This window comes from Pseudarthrobacter sp. B4EP4b, assembly GCF_006680095.1.
Lineage (GTDB): Bacteria > Actinomycetota > Actinomycetes > Actinomycetales > Micrococcaceae > Arthrobacter.
The window spans coordinates 57,273-78,714 of record NZ_VHIJ01000033.1; the positions used below are offsets into that span (position 1 = coordinate 57,273).

General features: G+C 62.4%; 18 protein-coding genes. 10 read left to right on the plus strand and 8 right to left on the minus strand.

Features of this window, described 5'->3' with window-relative positions; genetic code table 11:
- Positions 1-142 precede the first annotated feature (142 nt).
- Complete coding sequence (locus tag FNL14_RS12215; protein ID WP_220126169.1) at positions 143-1,387, plus strand: cytochrome P450; 1,245 nt, start codon at positions 143-145, stop codon at positions 1,385-1,387.
- A 201-nt stretch (positions 1,388-1,588) separates the two neighbouring features.
- On the opposite strand, the gene FNL14_RS12220 is transcribed toward FNL14_RS12215, so the two are convergent.
- The 4 genes from FNL14_RS12220 to FNL14_RS12235 all read right to left on the minus strand — a co-directional run bounded on the left by FNL14_RS12220 (position 1,589) and on the right by FNL14_RS12235 (position 6,562).
- Complete coding sequence (locus FNL14_RS12220) at positions 1,589-2,641, minus strand: alcohol dehydrogenase catalytic domain-containing protein (protein ID WP_142060407.1); 1,053 nt, start codon at positions 2,639-2,641, stop codon at positions 1,589-1,591.
- A 92-nt stretch (positions 2,642-2,733) separates the two neighbouring features.
- Positions 2,734-3,534, minus strand: coding sequence for an alpha/beta fold hydrolase (locus FNL14_RS12225; protein ID WP_142060409.1), 801 nt, complete (start codon positions 3,532-3,534; stop codon positions 2,734-2,736).
- Between the two features lie 8 nt (positions 3,535-3,542).
- Positions 3,543-4,790 carry an acyl-CoA dehydrogenase family protein gene (locus FNL14_RS12230; protein ID WP_142060411.1) on the minus strand — a complete coding sequence of 416 codons (1,248 nt, stop codon included), beginning with the start codon at positions 4,788-4,790 and terminating at the stop codon, positions 3,543-3,545.
- 170 nt (positions 4,791-4,960) lie between these two features.
- Positions 4,961-6,562 carry a class I adenylate-forming enzyme family protein gene (locus FNL14_RS12235; protein ID WP_220126170.1) on the minus strand — a complete coding sequence of 534 codons (1,602 nt, stop codon included), beginning with the start codon at positions 6,560-6,562 and terminating at the stop codon, positions 4,961-4,963.
- A 309-nt stretch (positions 6,563-6,871) separates the two neighbouring features.
- On the opposite strand from FNL14_RS12235, the gene FNL14_RS12240 reads away from it, so the two are divergent.
- Complete coding sequence (locus tag FNL14_RS12240; protein WP_142060413.1) at positions 6,872-7,618, plus strand: dienelactone hydrolase family protein; 747 nt, start codon at positions 6,872-6,874, stop codon at positions 7,616-7,618.
- A gap of 2 nt (positions 7,619-7,620) precedes the next feature.
- Positions 7,621-8,481, plus strand: a complete 861-nt coding sequence (locus FNL14_RS12245; RefSeq protein ID WP_142060469.1) for an enoyl-CoA hydratase-related protein — start codon at positions 7,621-7,623, stop codon at positions 8,479-8,481.
- A 28-nt stretch (positions 8,482-8,509) separates the two neighbouring features.
- On the opposite strand, the gene FNL14_RS12250 is transcribed toward FNL14_RS12245, so the two are convergent.
- The 3 genes from FNL14_RS12250 to FNL14_RS12260 all read right to left on the minus strand — a co-directional run bounded on the left by FNL14_RS12250 (position 8,510) and on the right by FNL14_RS12260 (position 11,691).
- Positions 8,510-9,679, minus strand: a complete 1,170-nt coding sequence (locus FNL14_RS12250) for a 2-methylaconitate cis-trans isomerase PrpF family protein (protein WP_142060415.1) — start codon at positions 9,677-9,679, stop codon at positions 8,510-8,512.
- 63 nt (positions 9,680-9,742) lie between these two features.
- The gene (locus tag FNL14_RS12255; RefSeq protein ID WP_142060417.1) at positions 9,743-10,624 is read right to left on the minus strand and encodes a fumarylacetoacetate hydrolase family protein; all 882 of its coding nucleotides are present in this window, start codon (positions 10,622-10,624) and stop codon (positions 9,743-9,745) included.
- Positions 10,621-11,691: a cupin domain-containing protein gene (locus FNL14_RS12260; protein ID WP_142060420.1), complete on the minus strand. Its 1,071-nt coding sequence runs from the start codon at positions 11,689-11,691 to the stop codon at positions 10,621-10,623. The genes FNL14_RS12255 and FNL14_RS12260 overlap by 4 nt, the downstream gene beginning before the upstream one ends.
- 257 nt (positions 11,692-11,948) lie before the next feature.
- Here FNL14_RS12260 and FNL14_RS12265 point away from each other — a divergent pair, with 257 nt between their 5' ends.
- Entirely contained in the window at positions 11,949-13,604 is a 1,656-nt protein-coding gene (locus FNL14_RS12265; RefSeq protein ID WP_142060422.1) for an FAD-dependent monooxygenase, read from the plus strand.
- Between the two features lie 313 nt (positions 13,605-13,917).
- Here FNL14_RS12265 and FNL14_RS12270 read toward each other — a convergent pair whose 3' ends face one another.
- Positions 13,918-14,715, minus strand: coding sequence for a FadR/GntR family transcriptional regulator (locus FNL14_RS12270; RefSeq protein ID WP_142060424.1), 798 nt, complete (start codon positions 14,713-14,715; stop codon positions 13,918-13,920).
- A gap of 197 nt (positions 14,716-14,912) precedes the next feature.
- Between FNL14_RS12270 and FNL14_RS12275 the strand changes: the two genes are divergently transcribed.
- The 6 genes from FNL14_RS12275 to FNL14_RS12300 all read left to right on the plus strand — a co-directional run bounded on the left by FNL14_RS12275 (position 14,913) and on the right by FNL14_RS12300 (position 20,951).
- Positions 14,913-15,689: an electron transfer flavoprotein subunit beta/FixA family protein gene (locus FNL14_RS12275; protein ID WP_142060426.1), complete on the plus strand. Its 777-nt coding sequence runs from the start codon at positions 14,913-14,915 to the stop codon at positions 15,687-15,689.
- A gap of 13 nt (positions 15,690-15,702) precedes the next feature.
- Positions 15,703-16,674, plus strand: a complete 972-nt coding sequence (locus FNL14_RS12280; RefSeq protein WP_142060428.1) for an electron transfer flavoprotein subunit alpha/FixB family protein — start codon at positions 15,703-15,705, stop codon at positions 16,672-16,674.
- Positions 16,675-16,707: 33 nt separating this feature from the next.
- Positions 16,708-17,634 (plus strand): cytochrome b/b6 domain-containing protein, encoded by a 927-nt coding sequence (locus tag FNL14_RS12285; RefSeq protein WP_255470813.1) that lies wholly within the window; start codon positions 16,708-16,710, stop codon positions 17,632-17,634.
- 182 nt (positions 17,635-17,816) lie between these two features.
- Positions 17,817-18,743: a methylisocitrate lyase gene (prpB, locus tag FNL14_RS12290; protein WP_142060432.1), complete on the plus strand. Its 927-nt coding sequence runs from the start codon at positions 17,817-17,819 to the stop codon at positions 18,741-18,743.
- Positions 18,744-19,088: 345 nt separating this feature from the next.
- Complete coding sequence (locus FNL14_RS12295) at positions 19,089-20,132, plus strand: alcohol dehydrogenase catalytic domain-containing protein (protein WP_142060434.1); 1,044 nt, start codon at positions 19,089-19,091, stop codon at positions 20,130-20,132.
- 243 nt (positions 20,133-20,375) lie between these two features.
- On the plus strand, positions 20,376-20,951 hold the full coding sequence (locus FNL14_RS12300) for an adenylate kinase (RefSeq protein WP_181762618.1): 576 nt from the start codon (positions 20,376-20,378) through the stop codon (positions 20,949-20,951).
- Positions 20,952-21,442: the final 491 nt, after the last annotated feature.

The following is a 21,442-nucleotide window of genomic DNA, read 5'->3' on the forward strand; positions in this document are numbered from 1 at the left end:
TGGGGCGTCACTGGTGGCAGGCTGATGGGAAGCGGCACGGGCGGGTAATCGCCGCCACACCGGAGATCACAAGACGTAGCGAGGTGGCTAGCTGACGGCGAGCAGCCGAGGCAGCCGCGAAGAAAGGACCATGATGTCAGTTATGTCCAACGAGGGACAGACGCGGCCGATCCCGTACTCCCACGAACTGGAGTGGCCCGAGGGGTTGGCGCCATGGACCGTCATCGACGAGACCGGCGCCCAGGGCGAGCCGTACGCCCACTTTGAGTGGATGCGGGCTCACCACCCGGTTCTCCGGGTCCAGCATCCACAGGAAGATGTTTACTTCGTTTCCAGGTACGACGATGTGCGCAAGGCCATGCGGGCACCGAAAATTTACAAGAACCAGGTCAACGATGAGACGCCATTTGCGTTCCCGACCCTGATGGACGGGGCGGCGCATATGAAGATCCGCAAGGTAGTCGCCTCGGCCTTCATTCCCAAGGCAATCAACCAGGTTTCGGACCGCGTCCTTGAGGTAGCCACCGGCCTCGTCAATGACTTCGTGGCCAAAGGCGGAGGCGAGGTCACCGATGAGCTGAACCGTCCACTGACCATGGCCACCATCAGCGGCATCCTGGGGGTCGACTACAAGGAAGTCGAGGAGTTCGATATGTGGACTGAGTCCGTCTGGGCATGGTTCGCACGGGTTTCGAGGATGGCACCTGGCCTGCCCGGTGACGAGGAGAACGCGCAGGGTCTGTTCAAGTACTTGGGTGGCATTTTGGACCGGCTGCATGAGGAGAAGAGCGAGTCTGTCGCCGGGCACATCGCCCGGGCATGGAAAGACGACGGTATCTTAACGCGTCAGGAGGCTGTCGAGCTGTGCGTCTTCATCTTCATCGCGGGATTCGACACGACGACACGCCTGATGGCCAACGCTTTCCTGGTCTTCAGGGACAACCCGGAACTGCTGGACCGCCTGCATGAGCGCCCCGATGATGTGGAAGCCTTCGTTGAAGAGTTGGTTCGCTTTCGCGGCCCCGTCCACAAGGCGCCAAGGCGCACGTCTGAAGATGTCGAGATTGCGGGGGTGAGGATTCCGGCCGGCTCGATCGTCCGCCTGCTGCTGGCATCCGCGAACCGCGACGAGACCCGGTGGGAGAACGGGGACAAATTCGACATTGACCGCGAAACTGAGGGGCACTTCGGCTTTGGACACGGCGTTCACGCATGCCTCGGCGCACCTCTTGCACGGCTTGAGAGCAAGACGATGTTCCGGCTGCTGGCTGAGCGCATCGAGTCCGTTGACTTCGATCTGGACAATGACGTGGTTTTCCTGAAGGGGAACAGTCTAACCAATGGGGTGGAGCGGCTGACCCTCCGGGTGAAGGCGCGCCAGGCCTAGTAGGCCGGAGAACGTGACACTGTAAAGGGGAGCGCACGTGCTGGCGCTCCCCTTTACTGTGCAGTGACGGAAGTTGCTGTGCAGTGAGGGAGGGCATTTCATGCATGCAGAAGGCCCGGCTGAATCAGCCGGGCCTTCCGTGTCGGGCCTCGTTCCTAAACCTGGTCTGCGGGACCAGCCTCTGCTCCCGGTCTGAGAGCCCTACGCTGGCTGATCCATTAGCAGGACGGCACGGCCTCGGATCTGTCCCGCTGCCAAATCGTCGAAGGCCTCCAGGGCTTGGCCGAAGGGGTAGGTGGTGATCGGAATGCCAATGTCTCCGGAGCGCGCGAGAGCAACGACATCTGCGAGATCCTGCCGTGTGCCGCTGTAGGGGCGGTTGATGGTCACCCCGCGGGGGATAGAGGTGGTCGTGCGGATGGTCTCGAAACGGAAGGAACCATTACCCTGGCCGGGGACGCGTATGGCCCCGTAAACCGCCACGACCGACGTCGCCAGTGCCAACGTTGCGTCGGTGCCAACCATGTCGAGAACGAAGTCGGGACCAAGGCCTCCAGCCGCCTCCAGCACCCGTGCCGTAAGATCCGGAGCGGACGCATTGATGGTGTGGTGGGCTAGACCTTCGACCGTGGCCAGGGCTTCGTCACGAACGTCGACGGCAATGATGCGGCTGGCGGTAACCGCTCGAAGGATTGAGACGGCGTACTGACCGAGGCCCCCGATCCCGATCACCAGGGCCGAGGAGCCGGGGCCGAGTACATCCAAGGCACCACGGATGCTGTGGTAGGGCACCAAAGCGGCATCAGGGAGGACTGCCGCGTCGGCGGGAGAGAGGCCGGACGCAGGAACCAAGGAGGAACCCGGTACGACGACGTACTCGGCCATGCCTCCGTCGAATCTGGTACCAGGGCCTTGGGGTGAGGTGTAGCGACCTCCCGTGCCCAGGCATGCGTTTTGCCGCCCCGCGACGCATTGCCGGCAGTCACCACACGACCAGACGGTATAAACCACACACCGGGTGCCGGGTGCAGGGCCGGGGACGCCGGGACCGAGCATGTCAACGGTCCCGGCGATCTCGTGGCCAAGCGTCAACCCAGGTTCGAGTGCCAGATCAGCGTTCCCGCGGAAAGCGACGTCTGTATGGCACACGCCGCACGCCAGAACCCTCAATCGAACCTGGCCGGGACCCGGTATGGGAACGGGTACTTCCCCGAAGCGTACATCGCCAATGCCCATGTATTTCAGAGCCATCATGGAATGTCCTGCCGTCCTTGGTCGTCATACTCGTCGGGTGACCGCGGGCTGAACAACCGGCCCCGGTGCCAGAAGCGATTGGCGCATGGTTCCTATCCTTGCGTGGCGCCGTCTCTGCTCACCAAGGTGCGCAACAGTGCCGCCAACTTCTCCGGATGCTTCCGGTGGGCCAGGTGGGTCCCGCCCTCCACGTTCTCCAGCCGGGCACCGCTGATCTTTCGGGCAATTTCCTGGGTGCCGCGCCTGTGCCGGTCATCGGTGCGCGTTCCATGGGTGGCTAAGACAGGGACGTGCAGGTTTTCGGGCCTGAAGACCGCCAGTTGGCGCGCGTCGGTCAGCTCTGTCGCCCATGCCGGGCCCCACCCGAGCAGCCTGTCCCGTTTTGGCTGCGAAAGGCCGTTCCACACGGCATCACCCATGGCGCGACGCAGGAAAGCTTCCGCGGCTGGCCGGACATTGGCGGGATCAGTTGTGGACCCCTTCGGCAGCGGCGGTGCCGGCCACCATCGCTCCCAAGGCAAAGGCGCCTCATAGGTCATGACTCCCAGAAGGCGTTCCGGAGCGCGTTCGGCGGCTGCCAGCGCGATGGCGCCGCCCAGGCTGTGACCGAGAATGTAGCAGGGCTCGTCGCCGATGAGCGAGAGGAGGTCCTCGATGTGTTCCTCCAACCTTGAGGGGGTGCCTTTGAGGTAGGCCGAGCCGCCGTAGCCCCGCCTGTCATAGTAGGTGACGTCGAACTCGGGCAGGTTGTCCGCGAGCCGCGAGAAGCTTGCTCCGGTGTCCATGGCGCCGTGCACCATGATGACGCGGGGACCTGCTCCGTTAACCGGCGTCCGGCTCATGATATTCAGGCCGGCGACCCTTTTGCCGGCGTCATTCTGCATGACCGTCATGTTGGTTCCTAGTCCCTCGGAAGGCCGAGGACCTTTTCGGCTATGGAATTGCGGACAATTTCGTCAGTGCCGGCAAAGATGTGCACGCCTGGCTCACCCAGGAGCAGTGAATTCCAGCTATAAGTGCCCCATTCGCCGTTGTCGGCCGTTGCCTTCGGTCCAAGAACTTTTCCGACCAAATCGGATGCCCTACGCAGGTTGTTGCTCAATGCAAGCTTGCTGATCAGCGGCGTGGGGTCTGACTTGTAGGCCGATGCGCCGACTTTGTCCGACCCCCGCGTTGTCAGCTGCTTGGCGGCCCAGAAGGCGCTGATGGTCTTGATCAACTCCTGCCGGATAAGCGGCTCATCCTGGGCGTGCATGGCCTTCACGAGCGCGGTCAGCCGTGTCCCGTTGGCCAGGCCCGATCCAGAACGGTTGAGGCCGGCGCCAATGCCGGCGCGCTCGAGTGCCAGGATCTCCCGGGTGACTTCCCATCCCTGTCCAACCTTGCCCAGCAGGTTGGCGTCGGGGACGAATGCGTCGTCCAGGTACACCTCGTTGAACGCTGCCCCGCCGGTCATCTGGCGCAGCGGGACCACCGTCACGCCCGGCTGCTTCATGTCCAGAAGGAACGCGGAGAAGGCTTCCTTGCCGGGGACGCTGCTGGTACGGCAGAAGACAACGCCGATGTCGGCCAGGTGCGCATCGGAAGTCCATACTTTCTGACCATTGAGAAGCCAGCCGCCGTCGGTCGGCACCGCCTTGGCTCGGGCCGAGAAGAGGTCCGACCCGGCATCAGGTTCGCTGAAGAGCTCGCATGCCATGAGTTCGCCACGGTAGAGAGCCCTGGGGATCGAGTCGGCGATGGCTTCCTGGCCGTACTTCCGGATTACCGGGCTGAGGATCTTGTCGAGCTTGAAGTAGGTGTCGCTCGGGGTTTGATACTGCGCTTCCAGCCGACGATAGGTACGGAGATGTTCCTTGGTTAGCCCGGCGCCTCCTTGGTCGACCGGACCATCAATCCACCCGAAGCCTGCATCGAACCGTTTCCTGCGCCAGGCGCGGGAATCCGCCATCCTAGTCCGCTCCTCGTCGGAATCCGGTTCTTCCCAGAGTTTGACACCGGTGTCCTCTCCCTCGCCCCAGACGAAGGTGGCGCGTGCGGTCCTTGGCGGCAGGTTTGCCTCCAGGAACGCGGCGGCGCGTGCCGCGAACTCCTCAACCGGCTCCTCGGCCCCGATGGCTGCTTCCTGCGCCAGTGTCACCTTAACCATTGCCTACCTCATATCCTGTCTGTCTGTTTATCTGTCCAGTACCTGTGTGATGCGGCGGTCAGGGACTGCTACTTGTCGGCAGGTGCCGGGCGCTGTGCTGCCATTCGGTACTCGAGAAGTGCTTCCCAACGGTCCGACTGATTCAACCTGCTGAAGTTCTCTTTGGCGGGCTAGGCCTCAAAGAGCGACTCCCCGCCCCGGTTGGTCCACTGCGCGATGAGCTCCTTCTTGCTCATCTTTCCGATCGCGTTCATGGGCAGCGGCTCACGGCGGATCCACCAGGTGTCGGGCATCTCATAGCGTGCCAGATACTCCCTGCAGAGCTCCGCAAGAGCCTTAGCATCAGGAGCATCGGCTTCGGGGCGGATGACGACGACAGCGCCGACTTTTTCGCCCAGGTCCCGGTCGGGCAGCGCCACCACGCCAGCATCGGCCACGTTTGGGTGGCGCAGAAGCGTGTTCTCGATGTTTGCCGTTGCGATGTTTTCGCCTCCGCGGATGATGATCTCTTTGGCGCGTCCAGTCACGTAGAGGTAACCCTCCTCGTCAATGCGGCCGAGGTCACCGGATGAGATCCAGCCCTCTGCATCCTCCAGGGGCCCTTCGCCGAGGACAGCCTCGGGAGCATTAGGGGTGCGCCCCATAATTTCACCTTCGCCGGTCTCATCCGGGTTGGCAATCTTGACCTCGACGACGGCCAGCGGCTTTCCGACTCGTCCCGGGTGACCCGAAATTTCCCGACCGGACGCGGCGGCCAGCAGGCCGCCGGTCTCGGTCAGTCCGTATAGGCTGCCAATCCGTTTCTTGACAGCGGGGAAGGCAGCTGAAATGCGGTCGCGCAGTTCGCCGGGTACCGCCGAGCCTCCAAGAGGTATCGAAGCCAGCGTCGATACGTCCCGAATCTTGAGGTCCGGGTGCTCAAGCACACGCGAGACCATCGTAGGGATGGCGCCCCAGGAGCGGACTTTTTCAACCTCGATGAGGCGCAGCACTTCGGCCGGATCGAACTTTCCATCGAGCATCACGAGCTTGCCGCCCTGCAGCAGGGTCGCGATGCTGGTCTGCACGCCGGCCAGGTGGAAGAGCGGCACGGATTGCATGGAAGTGGTCGGCTGGAAATCCTCGGGCAGTTCGTTCGGGAGTCGGTTAGTCATGGCCAGAAGGTTGTGCATGTTACCGATCACAGAGCGCTGCGAGACCAGGATTGCCTTGGGAAGTCCCGTCGTCCCTGAACTGAACATGATGATGGAGTCGTCAGACTCCTCGACCTCGGCCAGGAGGAGCTCCGCTGGTTCGCCGGAATCCACAAGGCGCCGGATTTCCGCCACGGGAACCCGTGACACAGCGCGAATATCGACATCGGTGATGGCCAGTTTGGGCTGGATCTTCTCGACAAGTGCGGTGATCTCGTGGTCGCTCCACCAAGGGTTGCCGAGCGCCGCAACGGCGCCAAGGCTATGCAGGGCCCAGAAGGACACATACCACTCGATCGAGTTGAATCCGAGGAGCAGGACACGGTCGCCTGCCGAAATACCGTATGCCGCCAAGCGGGCGGCCACGCGGGCAACCGCTTCCTCGTGGTCGCTGTATGTCAACCGGCGCTGTCCCTGGACCAGGAACTCTCTGTCAGGCCACCGGCGGGCCTCCAGTAAGAACTGGTTAACCGACTGGGGTCGGTCCTTGTACATGAGCGAAGGGCGCCCGTGAACGGTCCCTTCGACGACTTCACGTCCCCAGACGATACCGGTCCGCTCTGCGGTAGCTTCAACCACTGTGTGCTCCTCATGTGAATTCTGACTTGTACTGGGGTCCAGCGTCATCGACGGACGGGCGGCGGCGGCGTCCAAGGGTTCCCCTGTGCGAATAGCCCTTAGGGGCGGCCACGCCTGAAGGAGATCATGGGCCCTCAGCTACGATAATGGTCTAACCATTTGACAGCGTTACGTGTTGCTTGTCAATGCAGAGTCGGCGTCGACGTAGCAATTCCTTCAATGGTTTGACCTTATTTCGGTTGTGGGGTTCTCTGGGGAATGTTCCTATTGAAATCTTTCCGCAAGGCCCGCTGTGACGGAGGACGAATTTTGCCTAGTGAAATCATTACTGGATATATCGAGATCGACGGCCTACGCGCCTACAAGGCCTCGCCCACGGCGGCAGCCGGTGACCGCCCGGCGACTGGAATGCTGGTCCTGCCCATGGTGACGGGCATTGGCGAGCAGGTACGTGAATGGACCGACACCATCGCCCGGTCTACGGGAAACGTGGCTTTGGCTTGGGACACATGGCACGGCCGGAGCTCGGACGACACAGGTTTCGACGATCTGCGGGTCCTAAGCCAGCAGCTGGAGGACGACGTTGCCCTCCAGGAGCAGGACCGCCTGCTCCGGCACATGCGCGAAGAACTCGGACTCACTAGCATCGGCGTCGTCGGCTGGTGCCTCGGTGGACGATACGCACTAATTCTCGGTGGGCGAAACAGGTCCCTTGTGAACGTCATAGCTTTCCACCCGACCGTCACCATGGGCGAGACTGCGGAGGCGGTTGACGCCGTGGCTCACGCGGGCATGATCGAAGCGCCCGTTTTTATGGCCTATCCGGGCAAAGACTCGATCGTTCCGCGGGAGAGCTTCCTTGCGCTCCAGCAGGCTCTTCAGTCCCGACACCAGGCGCCCAGTATCATCCAGCTCTACCCGGAAGCCAAGCACGGCTTCAGCGACAAACGCCGGCATAATGAAGCAGTCAACGAGAGCGCGTACCGTTTGTCGTGGCCGCAGGCCCTGGAGTTCATGAAGGCGACGACGGGCCACCCGGGTCCCGGGGCCGAGTGAACATGGACCTTAAGGTCACGAAGTACCAGATCGACGAAGGCGTGGCCACTGTGTGGCTGCACCGTCCGGGGCGGGGAAATTCCTGGACCAACCGGATGAACTTCGAATACCGGTGGGTTATGGACACGCTGGATAACGACTCATCCGTCCGCGTGATCGTAGTCACGGGCACTGGAAGACAGTTCTGTGTGGGGGCGGATGCCAAGGCACTGGACTTCCACGCCGGCAGCGAGGACAACCACGCCGACACCGGCACCGGCACCTCCGAGGAATATGCCCGACCCGGATCCGGCGTGAACGCCGAGTTCGAGGCGGATCTCGTATGGCAGTGGGGACTGCGCGTACCGGTGATCGCGGCCATAAACGGCGCCTGTGCCGGGATTGCCGCCGCCCTGGTCAGCTTCTGCGACCTGCGGTTCGCGGCCGCAGGAGCGAAGTTCACGACTTCGACGCCGCGGCTTGGGCTTCCTTCGGAGTACGGGCTGTCCTGGATCCTGCCGCGTATCGTCGGCACGACCCACGCCGCAGACATCCTCTTTACCGGGCGCGTGGTCACCGCGGAGGAACTGCTGCACATGGGATTCCTCAACGGCGTCCACCCGGCCGGCGAGGACTTCTTGAGTACGGTCTACGAAACGGCGCGCATGATCGCCAAAGAGGTGTCACCGGCGTCCGTGACCAGCGCGAAGCGCCAACTCTATGCAGACCTCCTCCATTCACGACCCGGTTTCGCTGTGGAGGAGTCAAAGGAGCTTATCCGCCAGTTCACGGGCCAGCCGGACTTCCGTGAAGGGATCAGAGCATTCAGGCAACGGCGCCGGCCCGAATTCGCGCCGCCGGTCATCGGCCCACGCGGCCTCTGACCGGCGGAGCCCGGCCTTGCATCGCCGGTCAATCTACAGGCGCATAGACGAAGCCCTCGAAGAGCCTGCGGGTGGTCCGATACGTTGAGGCGTACTCAGCCCTGTATTGTGCGGGTGGCAAGTCCGCGCCGTCGGAGTCCCTTACGGAGGCGGCGGCGTTCACATCAAGTATTCCCGACGGAGTGCCCAGCCGGATGGGACGTTCGCTTGGGTCGTCCGGCTGTCCGAGGGCGGAATGGACGGTCGTTCCCGGTATCTGGGACGCAATGGCCGTGCACATGGCGCCCGTCACGGGGATCGCGCGGTGCGGCCGCCCACTGGAGAGGAACCTGACGACCACATCGACCTGACCAGGGCTGACCAGGGCTTTCGAGAGGGTGGAGTACGGCTGTGGCGGGCCGACCAGGGCAATGAAGGGAGTCAGCCTGTTGCGGGCTGCCGCGTCAACGGAATCAGCGATGCCCATCGCCACCGAAGCGGACCGGCGGAGCTGCTCCAGCTTCTCCGAAAGACCGGGGTCTGCTTCGAGGGCCTCCGGAAGCTCTGTGCCGGTAAGGCCGAGATCCGTTGCGCGAAGGAACACGCACGGATTTGCTGCGTCCACCATCGACACTTCCACCGGTGTGCCATCCGAAAGTTCCAGAGTGTCCGAGACGTGACCGGTCGGAAGGAGACGTCCCGTCGCCGCTCCGCCCGGGTCAAGGAAATCGAGGCGAACGGGAGCGCCAGTCCCAGCCACTCCATCGATGGCGTAGTCACCTGCTGCCAGCGCCTTTCCGCCTTCGACGCCGAACGAGGCCACGATGACCTTGTTGGTGTTGGTGTTGTGAACGCGGACGGATGCATTACCGTCGCTGACTTGCACCAGTCCCTCGTCCACGGCAAAAGGTCCGATAGCGGAGGACATGTTTCCGCAGTTACCGGCGTAATCCACCACAGCCGTATCGACTTGGACCTGGGCGAACGTATAGTCGATGTCGGCATCCGGCCGCGTGGGTGGTCCGACGATACATACCTTGGAGAGGGACGAGATTCCGCCGCCCAGGCCATCGAGCTGGCGGCCGTTGGGATCGGGGCTGCCCATGGATGCAAGGAAGATGGCGTCCCACAATGAGCGATCCTCGGGCAGGTCTCGGGTATGGAAGATCAGCGCCTTGCTGGTGCCCCCTCGCATGAAGACGGCCGGAAGCTTTTGCATTTTTCTCCTACTGGTCAGAGGCCCGGGCCTCTGGTGGTGGCCCGGGCTTTGGGGTGTCCGCTGTCAGAAGGGGCGCGGTGCGGCAGCAGCCTCGCGCACGTTGAGGGACATGCTGCCGATCCCGTCGATACCGATCTCCACGACGTCGCCGGGGACCAGCGGCCCGACGCCCTTGGGTGTACCGGAGGCGATAATGTCACCTGGCTGAATGGGCACGACGGAGGAGATCAGCTCGATCGATTCGGCGATGCCCACGATCATGTCACCGATCCGCGCGCCTTGACGTTCGTTGCCATTGACCAGGAGCCGGGAACGCAGTTCATCGGTGCTGCCGAGTTCATCCGCCGTGACGAGCCACGGCCCGACGGGGGTGAAGGTTGCGAACGACTTACGAAGGGACCTGTCTTCCTCGAATTCCCCTGGTTCGATCCGCATGGTCAGGTCGATCAGGCAGGAGTAGCCGAAGACGTGCTCCAGCGCGTCCTCACGCCGGATGTTTCGTCCGGCCTTTCCTATGACCACGGCGAGTTCACACTCGTGGTCAAAGCGGCGCTTCGATCCCGCCGGCAATTCGATCGGCTCTCCTGCTCCGCTGAGCGAACCCGGTGCCTTGAGGAAAAACCCGACCTCGCGGGCGGTTCGGCCGCCCTTGGTGATCGAGCGCTTGCCGATCTCACCCAGGTGGGCCCTGTAGTTCGCCGGAATGGCAAACACGTGCGGCGCCGCAGGGTTGATCGCGCGGAGGGTGACGTCCTGTACAGCCTTGCCGTTGTTGGACGCAGCGTCCTCCACGAGCCCCGAAACCCCTGCCCAATTTCGGATGATCCAGTTCATCCTCTGCTCGGGCCACGCGTCGAACTCTGCGGGTACCAGGTGCGAGACGTCATGGATGATCCCGTTCCTGACCAGCCCTATTCGGTTGTCGTCATAGACCGCGAGCTTCATGCGGTTTGCCCATCTGCCGGCGTGGTCTCCTCGAAGTAGGCGTTGAGATAGCGGAAGATCGGCGTGTCGTCGACGCGGAAAAGACCGCCTTCTTCAGTGCCGTTGTTGATGTGCTGCACCTTGGCGTACGGGGGGACGGTGATGAAGTCGCCCTTGCCCCAGTCAAAGCGCTTGTCGTTGACCAACATGGTGCCGGAGCCCTTGTGAGCGTAGTAGGCTTTGCTGCCGCTGTGACGGTGGATCAGGCCGTGGAAACCGGGTCGGATGATTTGGGATTTCATAGAGAGCGACGGAAGGGCGGGACCGCCTCCGGCTGGGTTTTGATACTCGAGGATGACGTCGTCCACCGGATCCGGTTCGAGTCCTCTGGCAAGCGTTAGTGCGGCGTCTGCCTGCGCCTTCGTGTAGACCAGTAGCGGGTTGCGTTCGAGCTTCGGCGCCGGGCCGGCCGGTCGCATAAGTCCGGATCCGAACTCGCGCCACGACTTCTGGGGCTGGTCGCTGACGGGCTGAACGCCGGCCTCGTAGGGATCGAAGAAGATGTTCTCAAGCTTTCGGCTCAGGGAGATGTTCAGCACGTCGAGCCAGATCATGGGCTCGTCGCCGTTGTGGACGTGGTCATGGAACATCCAGTTCGGGGTCAGGACCAGGTCCCCCTCATTCATCTCATACTGCTCACCTTCGACGGTGGTGCTGCACCCGTTGCCGTGCATGACGAAGCGGAAGGCATCAGGGGAATGCCGGTGTGCCGTAGCAACTTCACCGGGATTGATGTATTGGATGGACGCCCAAAACGTGGGTGTCGTGCCGTACTCAAGACCCGGGTTGGCCAGACGCAGTGTCCGGCGATCGCCGCCCGCCTTGAGGTCAAGAACCCGCCCGAGTTCCTCCAAATAGGCGTGCAGGTCGGCCCATTTCCAGTGCATCGGCTGCATAGGCGATTCCGGGGTCCGGGTGAACAGCGGAGGCTCATCCGGCTGGGCGATTTTCAGGCCGTCCGATCCCAGCCGTTCGCGCAGCTCGGCACGGATCCGTGCATCATCGTCGAGAACTCGGGTTACAGTCATTGCTCTCTCCTCGCTTTAAGGCGTCGGTTGTGTCGTCAAAAGGTAGAACCATTTGAAAGGTTATGCCCGCCCGTCGAGTGAGTCAACCTTGGAGCGGCAATTTCGTCCGTCGGGGCTTGTCAATATAAATGGTTTGACCATAAGATCAATTGCAGCGGCGGGGCATCATGAAGCGCGTCTGCCAACGCAGCCTGTCTGCCGCTCACCATGGGCCAGTCGGGGAGCCCCACATGCACGAACCATGAAAGGTGGACAAGATGGCGAGCAGGATCCCAGTATTGATCGTCGGAGGCGGCCCCGTGGGCCTGGCCCTGGCTGGCGACCTCGGATGGCGTGGCATTGACAGTGTTCTGGTGGAAGCACGCACCGCGACAGTGTTCCAGCCAAAAATGGATATGATCGGCATCCGCAGCATGGAGTTCTGCCGCCGGTGGGGGATCGTCGAGGATGTCTACTCCGCGGGCTACAATCGCGAGTACATCCAGGACTGTGCCTGGGTCACAGATCTTAACGGCTATGAGTTCGGCCGCGAGGAATTCGCACCGCCTGCCCACGAGAAGACCCCCCCGCAGAGCCCGCAGCACCGAGAGCGCTGCCCGCAAAACTTCTTCGACCCCGTCCTTGCACGCTTCGCCAACCGCTCCGGTCATGCAGACATTCGGTACCGCACGGAGTTGTTGTCCTTCGAAGACCACGGGGACTATGTCTCTGCCACCCTGCGGTCAGCCGAGGACGGCACCGAATACCAAGTTGAGGCAGATTACCTCGTCGGATGCGACGGTGGGGACAGCAAGGTCCGCACGGACCTGGGTATCCAGATGAGCGGTGAAGGAGCGCTGACCTACACGTCAAATGCCATCTTCCGGTGCGACGACCTGGAGTCATTGCACTCCATGAAACCCGCCTACCGGTACATCTTCATCGGCCCCGAAGGGACCTGGGCGACCCTGGTAGCCATCAATGGACGCGATCAGTGGCGCTTCTCCCTCATAGGCGACGATTCACAGCACGTCGTAGATGAAGCGGAAATGCGCGCGGCAATCGTCCGTGCCGTTGGACGCGAGTTCGACTTCGAGATTCTCTCCATCCTTCCATGGGTGCGCCGGCAGCTCGTAGCCGATGCCTACCGCAAAGGTAGGGTTTTCCTTGCCGGTGACGCCGCGCACCTCACCTCCCCGACCGGGGGTTTCGGGATGAATACGGGTTTGCTCGATGCCGTCAATCTTTCCTGGAAGCTCGCCGCCAAACTCCAGGGCTGGGGTGGGGACCTGCTGCTGGACAGCTACGAGTACGAACAGCGCCCAGTCGCGATTCGCAATGTCACGGAAGCGGGGGACAACCTGAGGCGGATGCTTGGCCCCCGCGTGGCACAGCCGCCGGCGGAGGTGTTTAACGACGATAGCCCGGCGACCGAAACTGCCCGCCGCGAATACGGCGAGGCCTACACCGAGGCGATGAAACGGGAGTGGTTCAGCATCGGCATCCACCTCGGATACGTGTACGAGGGATCTCCGGTTGTAGTCCCCGACGGAACACCGCTTGCTGCGCTGAAGGTACAAACCTACGAGCAGACCGGCCGGCCCGGACACCGCGCACCCCACGTCTGGCTCTCGGAGGGCCACTCCACGCTAGATGAGTTCGGCAAGGAATTCGTCGCTCTGCGCTTCAATTCGGCGATCGAAGTTGCCGAGCTGGAAGCGGCCGCGGCCGTGGCCGGTGTCCCTTTAAGGGTTCTCGATATCGAAAGCATCGAAGCTGCTCACGCTTATGGCGCCCAGCTCGTCATCGTCCGGCCGGACGGCACAGTCGCCTGGCGCGGGGAGCGTCTGGTGAACGACACCATTGGACTGGTCCGCCGAATCAGCGGCCAGCCAGTGCTGGACGCTGTAGCCGTACCCGCCGGCGTCGCCTAGGTGCAGTTCCCACGGAACTACACCTAGGCGAGAGGAAGCCGCCATCAGCGTCCCGCGAAACGGGCCCGGACGCTGATGGCGGCCCAAGTGTGTACGGGCGGCTCCGGCTTCTATAGTGCGGCCGTGCGAATTGGTAATAACCAACTACGTCCCGGCCCGCCCAGTTCCCGCTACCCGCCTCGTATCCCCGCGGGCGACGTCCGGACCTAGCCGACCTAGGTGGAACGCGCCCAGCCCTTCAGTCAGCCCCCGGTTCCGGGATGTGGCGCAATGGCCTCCGTGGGCACGATCCGCCCGCTTCGGGTGCTGAGACCTACTTCTTGGACGCCGCCAGCGGCGCTTCCTTCTCGATCAGCCGGTGTTCGACTCGTTTTAGGTGCTCTGTCATTGCCTGCACCGCACTATCGGCATCGCCTGCGCGCAGGTGTTTCACCAACTTCCGGCGCATCTGCGTGACGTTCGTCAAAGGCTCAGGTCCGACTTTGTTGAGGCGGCGCTGCACGATTTCCGTCAGCGAATTCATAAGCATAGCCAAAACCTCGTTATGAGTGGCCTCCGCCAGAATCGAGTAGAAATGCGTCACCCGCAGTGTCCTGTCAGCGCCTGCCGCGCTTTGGGCGTCCTGTTCTTCAAAGGCGTCGATGTAGGCTTCGAGCTTTTCGAAGTCGCTCTCCGTTGCCCGCTCGCAGACGAGCCGAACGATGTCAGACGTCAACAGGATGCGGGCCTCCAGGAGACTTTCTGAGGACAGTGCACCGAGCGATGCCAGGTCATTCACCGCTCGCGTTACGACCCCCGGATCGCCACTCCGAATGAAGGCGCCACCGCTGACACCTGGCTTCGATTCGATCAATCCGCTCATCTCGAGACCGCGTAGGGCCTCCCGCACGCCCTGCCGGCTCACCCCGAAGATCTCGGCCATGTCCCTTTCGGCGGGAAGTCGGGAACCTGGGGTCAACTTGCCGGAAGCAACAGCCTCCCTGATCTGCTCGGAGATGTACTCAAATCCACGCCGCGGGCGGACCTTGGTGAAAAGCGCGGCCTCGCCGTCCACAGGCCCGCTGAAGGGGTGTGAAGCGGTGGAACCTTGCGTCGCCACAGTGGGTGCCATGCTGTACTCCGTTTCGTCGATCAAGAACGGTCTCTCGAGTTCCTGCCATTCTAGACGCGCCGAGAGTGATAGGTCTAACCATTCTGGCTACCCATTGACGCTTCCGAACGCGTCGCGTAACTTATTGGTAGAACCATTTAGATTTTGATTTCCGCAGGCGCCCCAGCAGCCGGAGGCCGAGAGTTAAGGACCAAGAGATGAAGATTGTGGTGCTAATCAAACAGGTGCCCGACACTGAGGAGATTCGTCGGCTGGATCCGATCACGGGTCGGCTGGATCGTGACGCGTCCGACCGCGTCCTCGACGAGATCAACGAACGTGCCCTTGAGGTGGCCCTCCGACGCAAGGATGCTGACAAGAAGGCAACGGAAGTGGTCGTAGTGAGCATGGGCCCCAGCGACACCAGGGAGGCGCTGCGGAAGGCGCTGTCGATGGGCGCCGACTCTGCGGTCCATATTGAGGACGAGGTCTTCGAGGGCGCGGACGCAGGCATGACGGCAAGAGTCTTGGCGTCTGCCCTGAAGCAGCTGGACTTCGATCTGGTGGTGGCTGGCAACCAGTCCACTGACGGAGCCGCTGGCATCGTGCCTGCCATGGTGGCCGAGCACCTTGGGCTGCCCTTGCTTTCCTCCTTGGACACGGTCGAGCTCGATGAAGACTACGTTCGTGGAGAGCACGTCACCGAGACCGCGACGTTGACAGTCAGCGCCCCGCTTCCCGCCGTCATTTCCCTTACGGAGCGTGTCGGCGAAGCGAGGTTCCCGAGCTTCAAGGGCATCATGGGCGCCAAGCGCAAGCCGATAGAAACACTCAGCGCCATTGATCTTGGAATCGCTCCTTCGACAGAGACACGGCGCACGTGGGTTCTCCAGGTCACTGAACGCGCGGCGAAGACCGCTGGAATAAAGATCGCAAACGACGGGGATGCCGGGGCACAGCTGGCTGACTTCCTCGTCGCCCGACAACTGGTATAAGGGCGTAATCGACATGACATACGTGCTGGCATTTATTGAGACCACACCTGCCGGGGGCATCCCGGACAACGCCGCTGAGCTGCTTGGAGCTGCTTCCGCGCTGGGAACACCGAGCGCAGTGGTCGTGACGGCGGAAGCGCACGTCGAAACGGTGGCCGCAGGGCTGGGCCGACTGGGGGCTGAATTGCTGCTTGTCGCCATCAAAGATCCCGGCGATCAGCGCCTGGTGGGGGCTGCCCTTGATGCGGTCACTACCGCCGTCTCCAGCATCAATCCGGCAGCGGTACTCGTCGGGGACTCGACCGCGTCCAGAGAAGTTGCGGCGCGCCTGGCCGTCCGCACCGACGGCGGAATCATTGCCGAAGCAGCCGGGGTGAGGATGGAGGACTCACGTCTCATCGCTACGCAGTCTGTGTTCGGCGGTTCATACACAGTCGAGTCAGAAGTCCGCGGCGGACTGCCAATCATCACCCTACGCCGTGGAGTTTTCGAACTGCGTGCAGCCGCCGCGCAGGCCAACGTGGTGCCGTTGGAGGTGAAGGCCGGTCAGCATCCTGCAACGCTTGTCCTCAGCTCACGTGCAACCGGCGTCGCCACCACGCGCCCTGCCTTGCAGGGGGCGGCCACGGTCGTGTCCGGCGGACGTGGCCTGGGGTCCAGAGAGAATTTCGCATTGGTGGAACGGCTCGCCGATTCACTGGGTGCCGCCGTGGGTGCGTCGCGCGCGGCGGTGGACGCAGGCTACACCGCCCAGGAAGCTCAGGTAGGACAAACCGGTGCCACAGTCGCGCCGAAGCTGTACATCGCCCTGGGCATCTCCGGCGCGATCCAGCACCGTGCCGGAATGCAGACGGCGAGTACCATCGTGGCGATCAACAGTGACCCGGATGCACCGATCTTCGACGTCGCCGACTTCGGCGTCGTCGGAGACATCTTCGACGTGGTTCCCCAACTGATCGACGCGCTGGCAGTGCGCTCCAACTAGGCATCCTGCCGGAAAGGACTGGCCATGGCCACCATGGAACACAAGGCGCCTGGGGGAGCCAAGCGGCCTCAAAGGGCGGGAACCAAGACGTGGGTGCGCGCCGGCGCAGCCGTGGTGGCCATTGTCGCCCTCGTCCTCCTGGCCAAATGGCTGAGGACTCTGGAGCCACTTCATGATTTCCTGTCCACATATCCCGGCCATGTGGAGTTGCCGAATAATGCGCCGACCGGCTTGCCCGCATGGCTGGGGTGGCAGCACTTCCTCAACGCCTTCTTTATAGTGCTGATCATCCGCAGCGGCATCGCCGTGCGGACCACGGCAAGGCCCAAGGCTTTCTGGACCCCCAAGAAACGTGGCAAGAACCCGCCCAAGAAGATCAGCCTGGACCTGTGGTTCCACCAGAGCCTGGACATCCTCTGGCTGGCCAACGGAGTCGTTTTCATTGTGCTGCTGTTCGCCACAAACCAGTGGATGCGCATTGTGCCCACCAGTTGGGAAATCATCCCAAACGCTGTCTCAGCAGGACTCCAGTATGCATCCCTGGATTGGCCCACCGAGGACGGCTGGGTTAACTACAACTCACTCCAAGTTCTGGCGTACTTCCTCACGGTGTTCATCGCCGCGCCGCTCGCAGTCGTTTCCGGCGCGAGGATGTCCGAGCTTTGGCCAAAGAACGCGCAGGGCCTCAACCGGATCTATCCGGTAGAGGCTGCTCGTGCCATCCACTTTCCCGTCATGATCTATTTCGTTGGCTTTGTCATAGTCCATGTCTTCCTGGTTTTCGCCACTGGGGCGCTGAGGAACCTGAACCACATGTATGCCGCACAGTCCTCCGACGGGTGGCTGGGATTCTGGATATTCATTGGCTCCATTGTGACCACGGCGGCGGCGTGGCTGCTCGCCCGGCCGCTCTTCCTGACGCCCATGGCCAGCCTCTTCGGCAAGGTGTCATCACGCTAGGAGTTGCGCGGATACCTTCAAGCACCTCCTGAAGGCATCCGAAGATCGGGCCGAGAACCTGGAACCCTGAAGTGCAAGCATCGGTGCCGGCGACTGCTCGGCTCTGGGCAGCCTTCCACCGCGCATTTCCACCAGCCTCGAGGGCAGTATCGAACTCACCGCAAATCGAAGGAAGAAATCAAATGCTGTATTCCACCACGACGCCCGAACACAAGCGTTCGGCCCTGCGCGCAGGCCTGGCCTCCGGCCGGATCCAGCAGTTCCCCGGCGCGTTCAATCCACTCTCGGCCAGGCTGATCGAGGAAAAGGGCTTCGAAGGCGTCTACATCTCCGGCGCCGTCTTAGCCAATGACCTGGGCTTACCGGACATCGGGCTGACCACGCTGACCGAGGTAGCGACCCGCGCCGGGCAGATCGCGCGGATGACCGATCTGCCGGCCATCGTCGACGCGGACACCGGCTTCGGTGAGCCGATGAACGTTGCCCGCACCATCCAGGAGCTGGAGAACGCCGGTCTGGCAGGCTGCCACATCGAGGACCAGTTCAACCCTAAACGCTGCGGCCACCTTGACGGCAAGAACGTAGTCGATATCAACACGGCCACCAAGCGGATCAGAGCCGCCGCGGATTCCCGGCGCGATCCCAATTTCCTGATCATGGCGCGAACCGACATCCGGGCGGTGGACGGTCTGGCCGCAGCGCAGGACCGGGCCCGGGCGCTTGTCGATGCAGGCGCCGACGCCATCTTCCCCGAGGCGATGCGCACCCTGACCGAGTTCCAAGCCATCAGGGACGCAGTGGACGTGCCGATCCTCGCCAATATGACCGAGTTCGGCAAGAGCGACCTGTTCACCACCGATCAACTGGCCTCCGTTGGCGTAAACATGGTGATCTACCCTGTCACGCTGCTCCGGATCGCGATGGGGGCCACTGAGCGGACCTTGGAGGCCATCAAGCACCACGGCACCCAGGAAAGCGAGGTGCAGAACATGCTGACCCGTGCGCGTCTGTACGAATTAGTGGATTACGAAGCTTACAACCATTTCGATACGTCTGTCTTCAACTTCCAAATCCCCGGCGAACAGAGTTCCTTGAGCGTCACCAGATAACCGACCAAACATCCTTGCCCCGGTAATACCTGCCGGCCCTTCAGACTGCGGTGAGGCGCCTAATGATCACCCGGATCATCAACCATCGCAACGCGGTGCCTCACCGCACCTTATCGACCGTGCGGGTCTTCTATGTGGCTCCTGTTCATGGTTCGCGGGCCCATGGACGCGCAAGCTGTCCGTCGGAAAGTTTCCAACTGGTCCAGGTTTTCCTGGTGCCATGCTCCCAGAGCACACCCAGCGGCTTATATTCGCTGTCTGATGAAGCGCAGGGCTTAATACAAGTGTCAATGTCCGGGCCGGGCAACAGTTCACCCGGCCGGCGTCAAGGAGGAATGAAGAAGAATGCGTGCGATTCAGTACCTTGGCATAGGCGATGTGGCCGCGACAGAAGTCGAAAGGCCGACGGTAGCTGCGGGGCACGTGCTGCTCCGGGTCACCGCGGCCGGCGTCTGCCAAACCGACATCCACTTCCGCGCGTCCGGGGAGCAGATGATCCCTGGAGGTATCGTGCTCGGGCACGAGATCGCTGGAATCATCGCCGAATGCGCCCCCGACGTGCAGGGTTTTGTGGTAGGAGACCAAGTCATTGTGCACCCGGTGTGGTCCTGCGGGGCGTGCCGCCAATGCATTGCCGGTCGCGAAAATGCCTGCCTCAATACGGGCGGTCGCATGTTTCCCGCCGCTACTCCTGGGGTATCGATCGACGGCGGTTTGGCCGACTTCGTCACCGTTCCCGTTTCTGCACTGGTCCCGGCTGACGGGCTAGATCCAGCTTTCGCCGCAGTCCTTCCTGACGCCGGACTGGTTCCCTATCACTCCATCAACGCGGCCAAAGACCAGCTGCGCCCCGGGTCCGCCGCTGTGGTCATCGGCATCGGTGGTCTCGGACAATTTGCAGTGGAGCTGTTGCGCGCCATGACCGGGGCCACCATCATCGCCCTGGACATCAAGGACGAGGCGCTGGCCGCGGTCAAGGACCGAGTAGATCACGTCTTCCGCTCGGACGACCGGGACGTGGCGTCCAAGGTCACGGACTCAGCCGGCGGCCACGGCGCGGACTTCGTGCTGGATCTGGTGGGAAACAACGCAACCTTAAAATTGGCCAGCTCCATCGTGGCACCCTACGGCGCCATCCGTGTGCCCGGTCTCAGCGACGGCGTTTTCGAATTCGAGACCTCCCAGACCTCCACCTCCCTGCCCTGGGGTGTCTCCCTCACCCGCCCGTACAGCGGCACGCACCAAGACCTGCACGAACTCGTGGCGCTGGCACGTACCGGAAGGATCAACGTGAATCTGGAGCGTTACACCTTCGAGAACGCCCTGCGGGCTTTCGACGACCTCGAGGCCGGGAAGATCACCGGCCGCGCCGTGGTCGTCATGGAGTAAGGATGACATGCAACCGCACCGCCGCGGGCAGGGCCAGGCGCGTGTAGTCTTCGGCCAATCGGAACTAGGGGAAGTACAGAAGGGCGATAATCTTGCGGCTGCCTGAGATGCTGCCTTTAGTCATACGCCTGCCAAAAGACTCATAGACCCCCGCTGGCCGCGTCCCGCCTCTCTCGTCCCTACTTGGAACGACAATTGCGCCCAACTCCCTACTAGCCCCTGAAAAGGCTCGCAATGACGAAAATGTTGATTATTGGACCACCTGGTTCCGGCAAAGGAACCCAAGCACAACGTATCTCCGAACGCCTCGGCGTCGTGACAGTCTCCACCGGCGATATCTTCCGCGCCAACGTGAAGGGCGAAACGCCCCTTGGCATCGAAGCCAAGAAGTACTTGGACGCAGGTGACTTCGTTCCTGACAGCGTGACCAACAAGATGGTCCGCGACCGGCTCAGCGAGTACGACGTCGAAAACGGCTTCCTTCTGGACGGCTACCCTCGCACCACCGCGCAGGTTGATTACCTCGACGGGATCCTCGCCAAAAGGGAAGAAAAGCTCGACCTCGTCCTGCAGCTCACCGCCGACGACGAGGAACTCGTCTCCCGCCTGCTGGGCCGCGCCAAGGAAACCGGCCGCAGCGACGACAACGAAACCATCATCCGCCACCGCCTGGACCTCTACCACAAGCAGACCGAAGCCGTGGCAGCACGGTACGCCGAGCGCGGGGTCCTCGCCCAGATCAACGGCATCGGCGCAATCGAAGTAGTGTCAGACCTGCTGATGGCAGCCATCGTGGACGTAGCGTCAGCCGTACGATGACCAGGCGCCCACGTTTTAGGTGCTGAGTAAGCGTGACCGTTCGCCCTGCGCTGGTACACCATCACGACGGGTAATGTATGTGGCGCGCGCACAGCCCCCGGTGCAGCCAAGCTCCCGAACCTACGTGCGCCGCGGCTAGCGCAGTTCTCCTGACAACGCGTGACGTCCCGGTGGCGACACGCAGCATCCGGAATCAGGTTCACCGGGAGCTAGCCATCACCTACGATTTCTGTGTTCGAAGAACTTATGGTCGTGGGGAGAACAGCTCGGGGCTGAGCTGAATCCATAGCGGCGACATGGTCCCCCCGGCAACAGGCCTTTGGATCTCCCGAAACCGAACGCTAGGTGGACCAGCTCTGGCTGAGGGGAAGACACGAAGGGGTTTCCTTCCAGCGCCTGCAGAGCAACAGTTTCACGTTCCAGGGCATTCACGAGGATGTGAACTGGAGGCGGCCGGTGCGTCCATGGCGGTTCTCCCTACCGCCGTTACG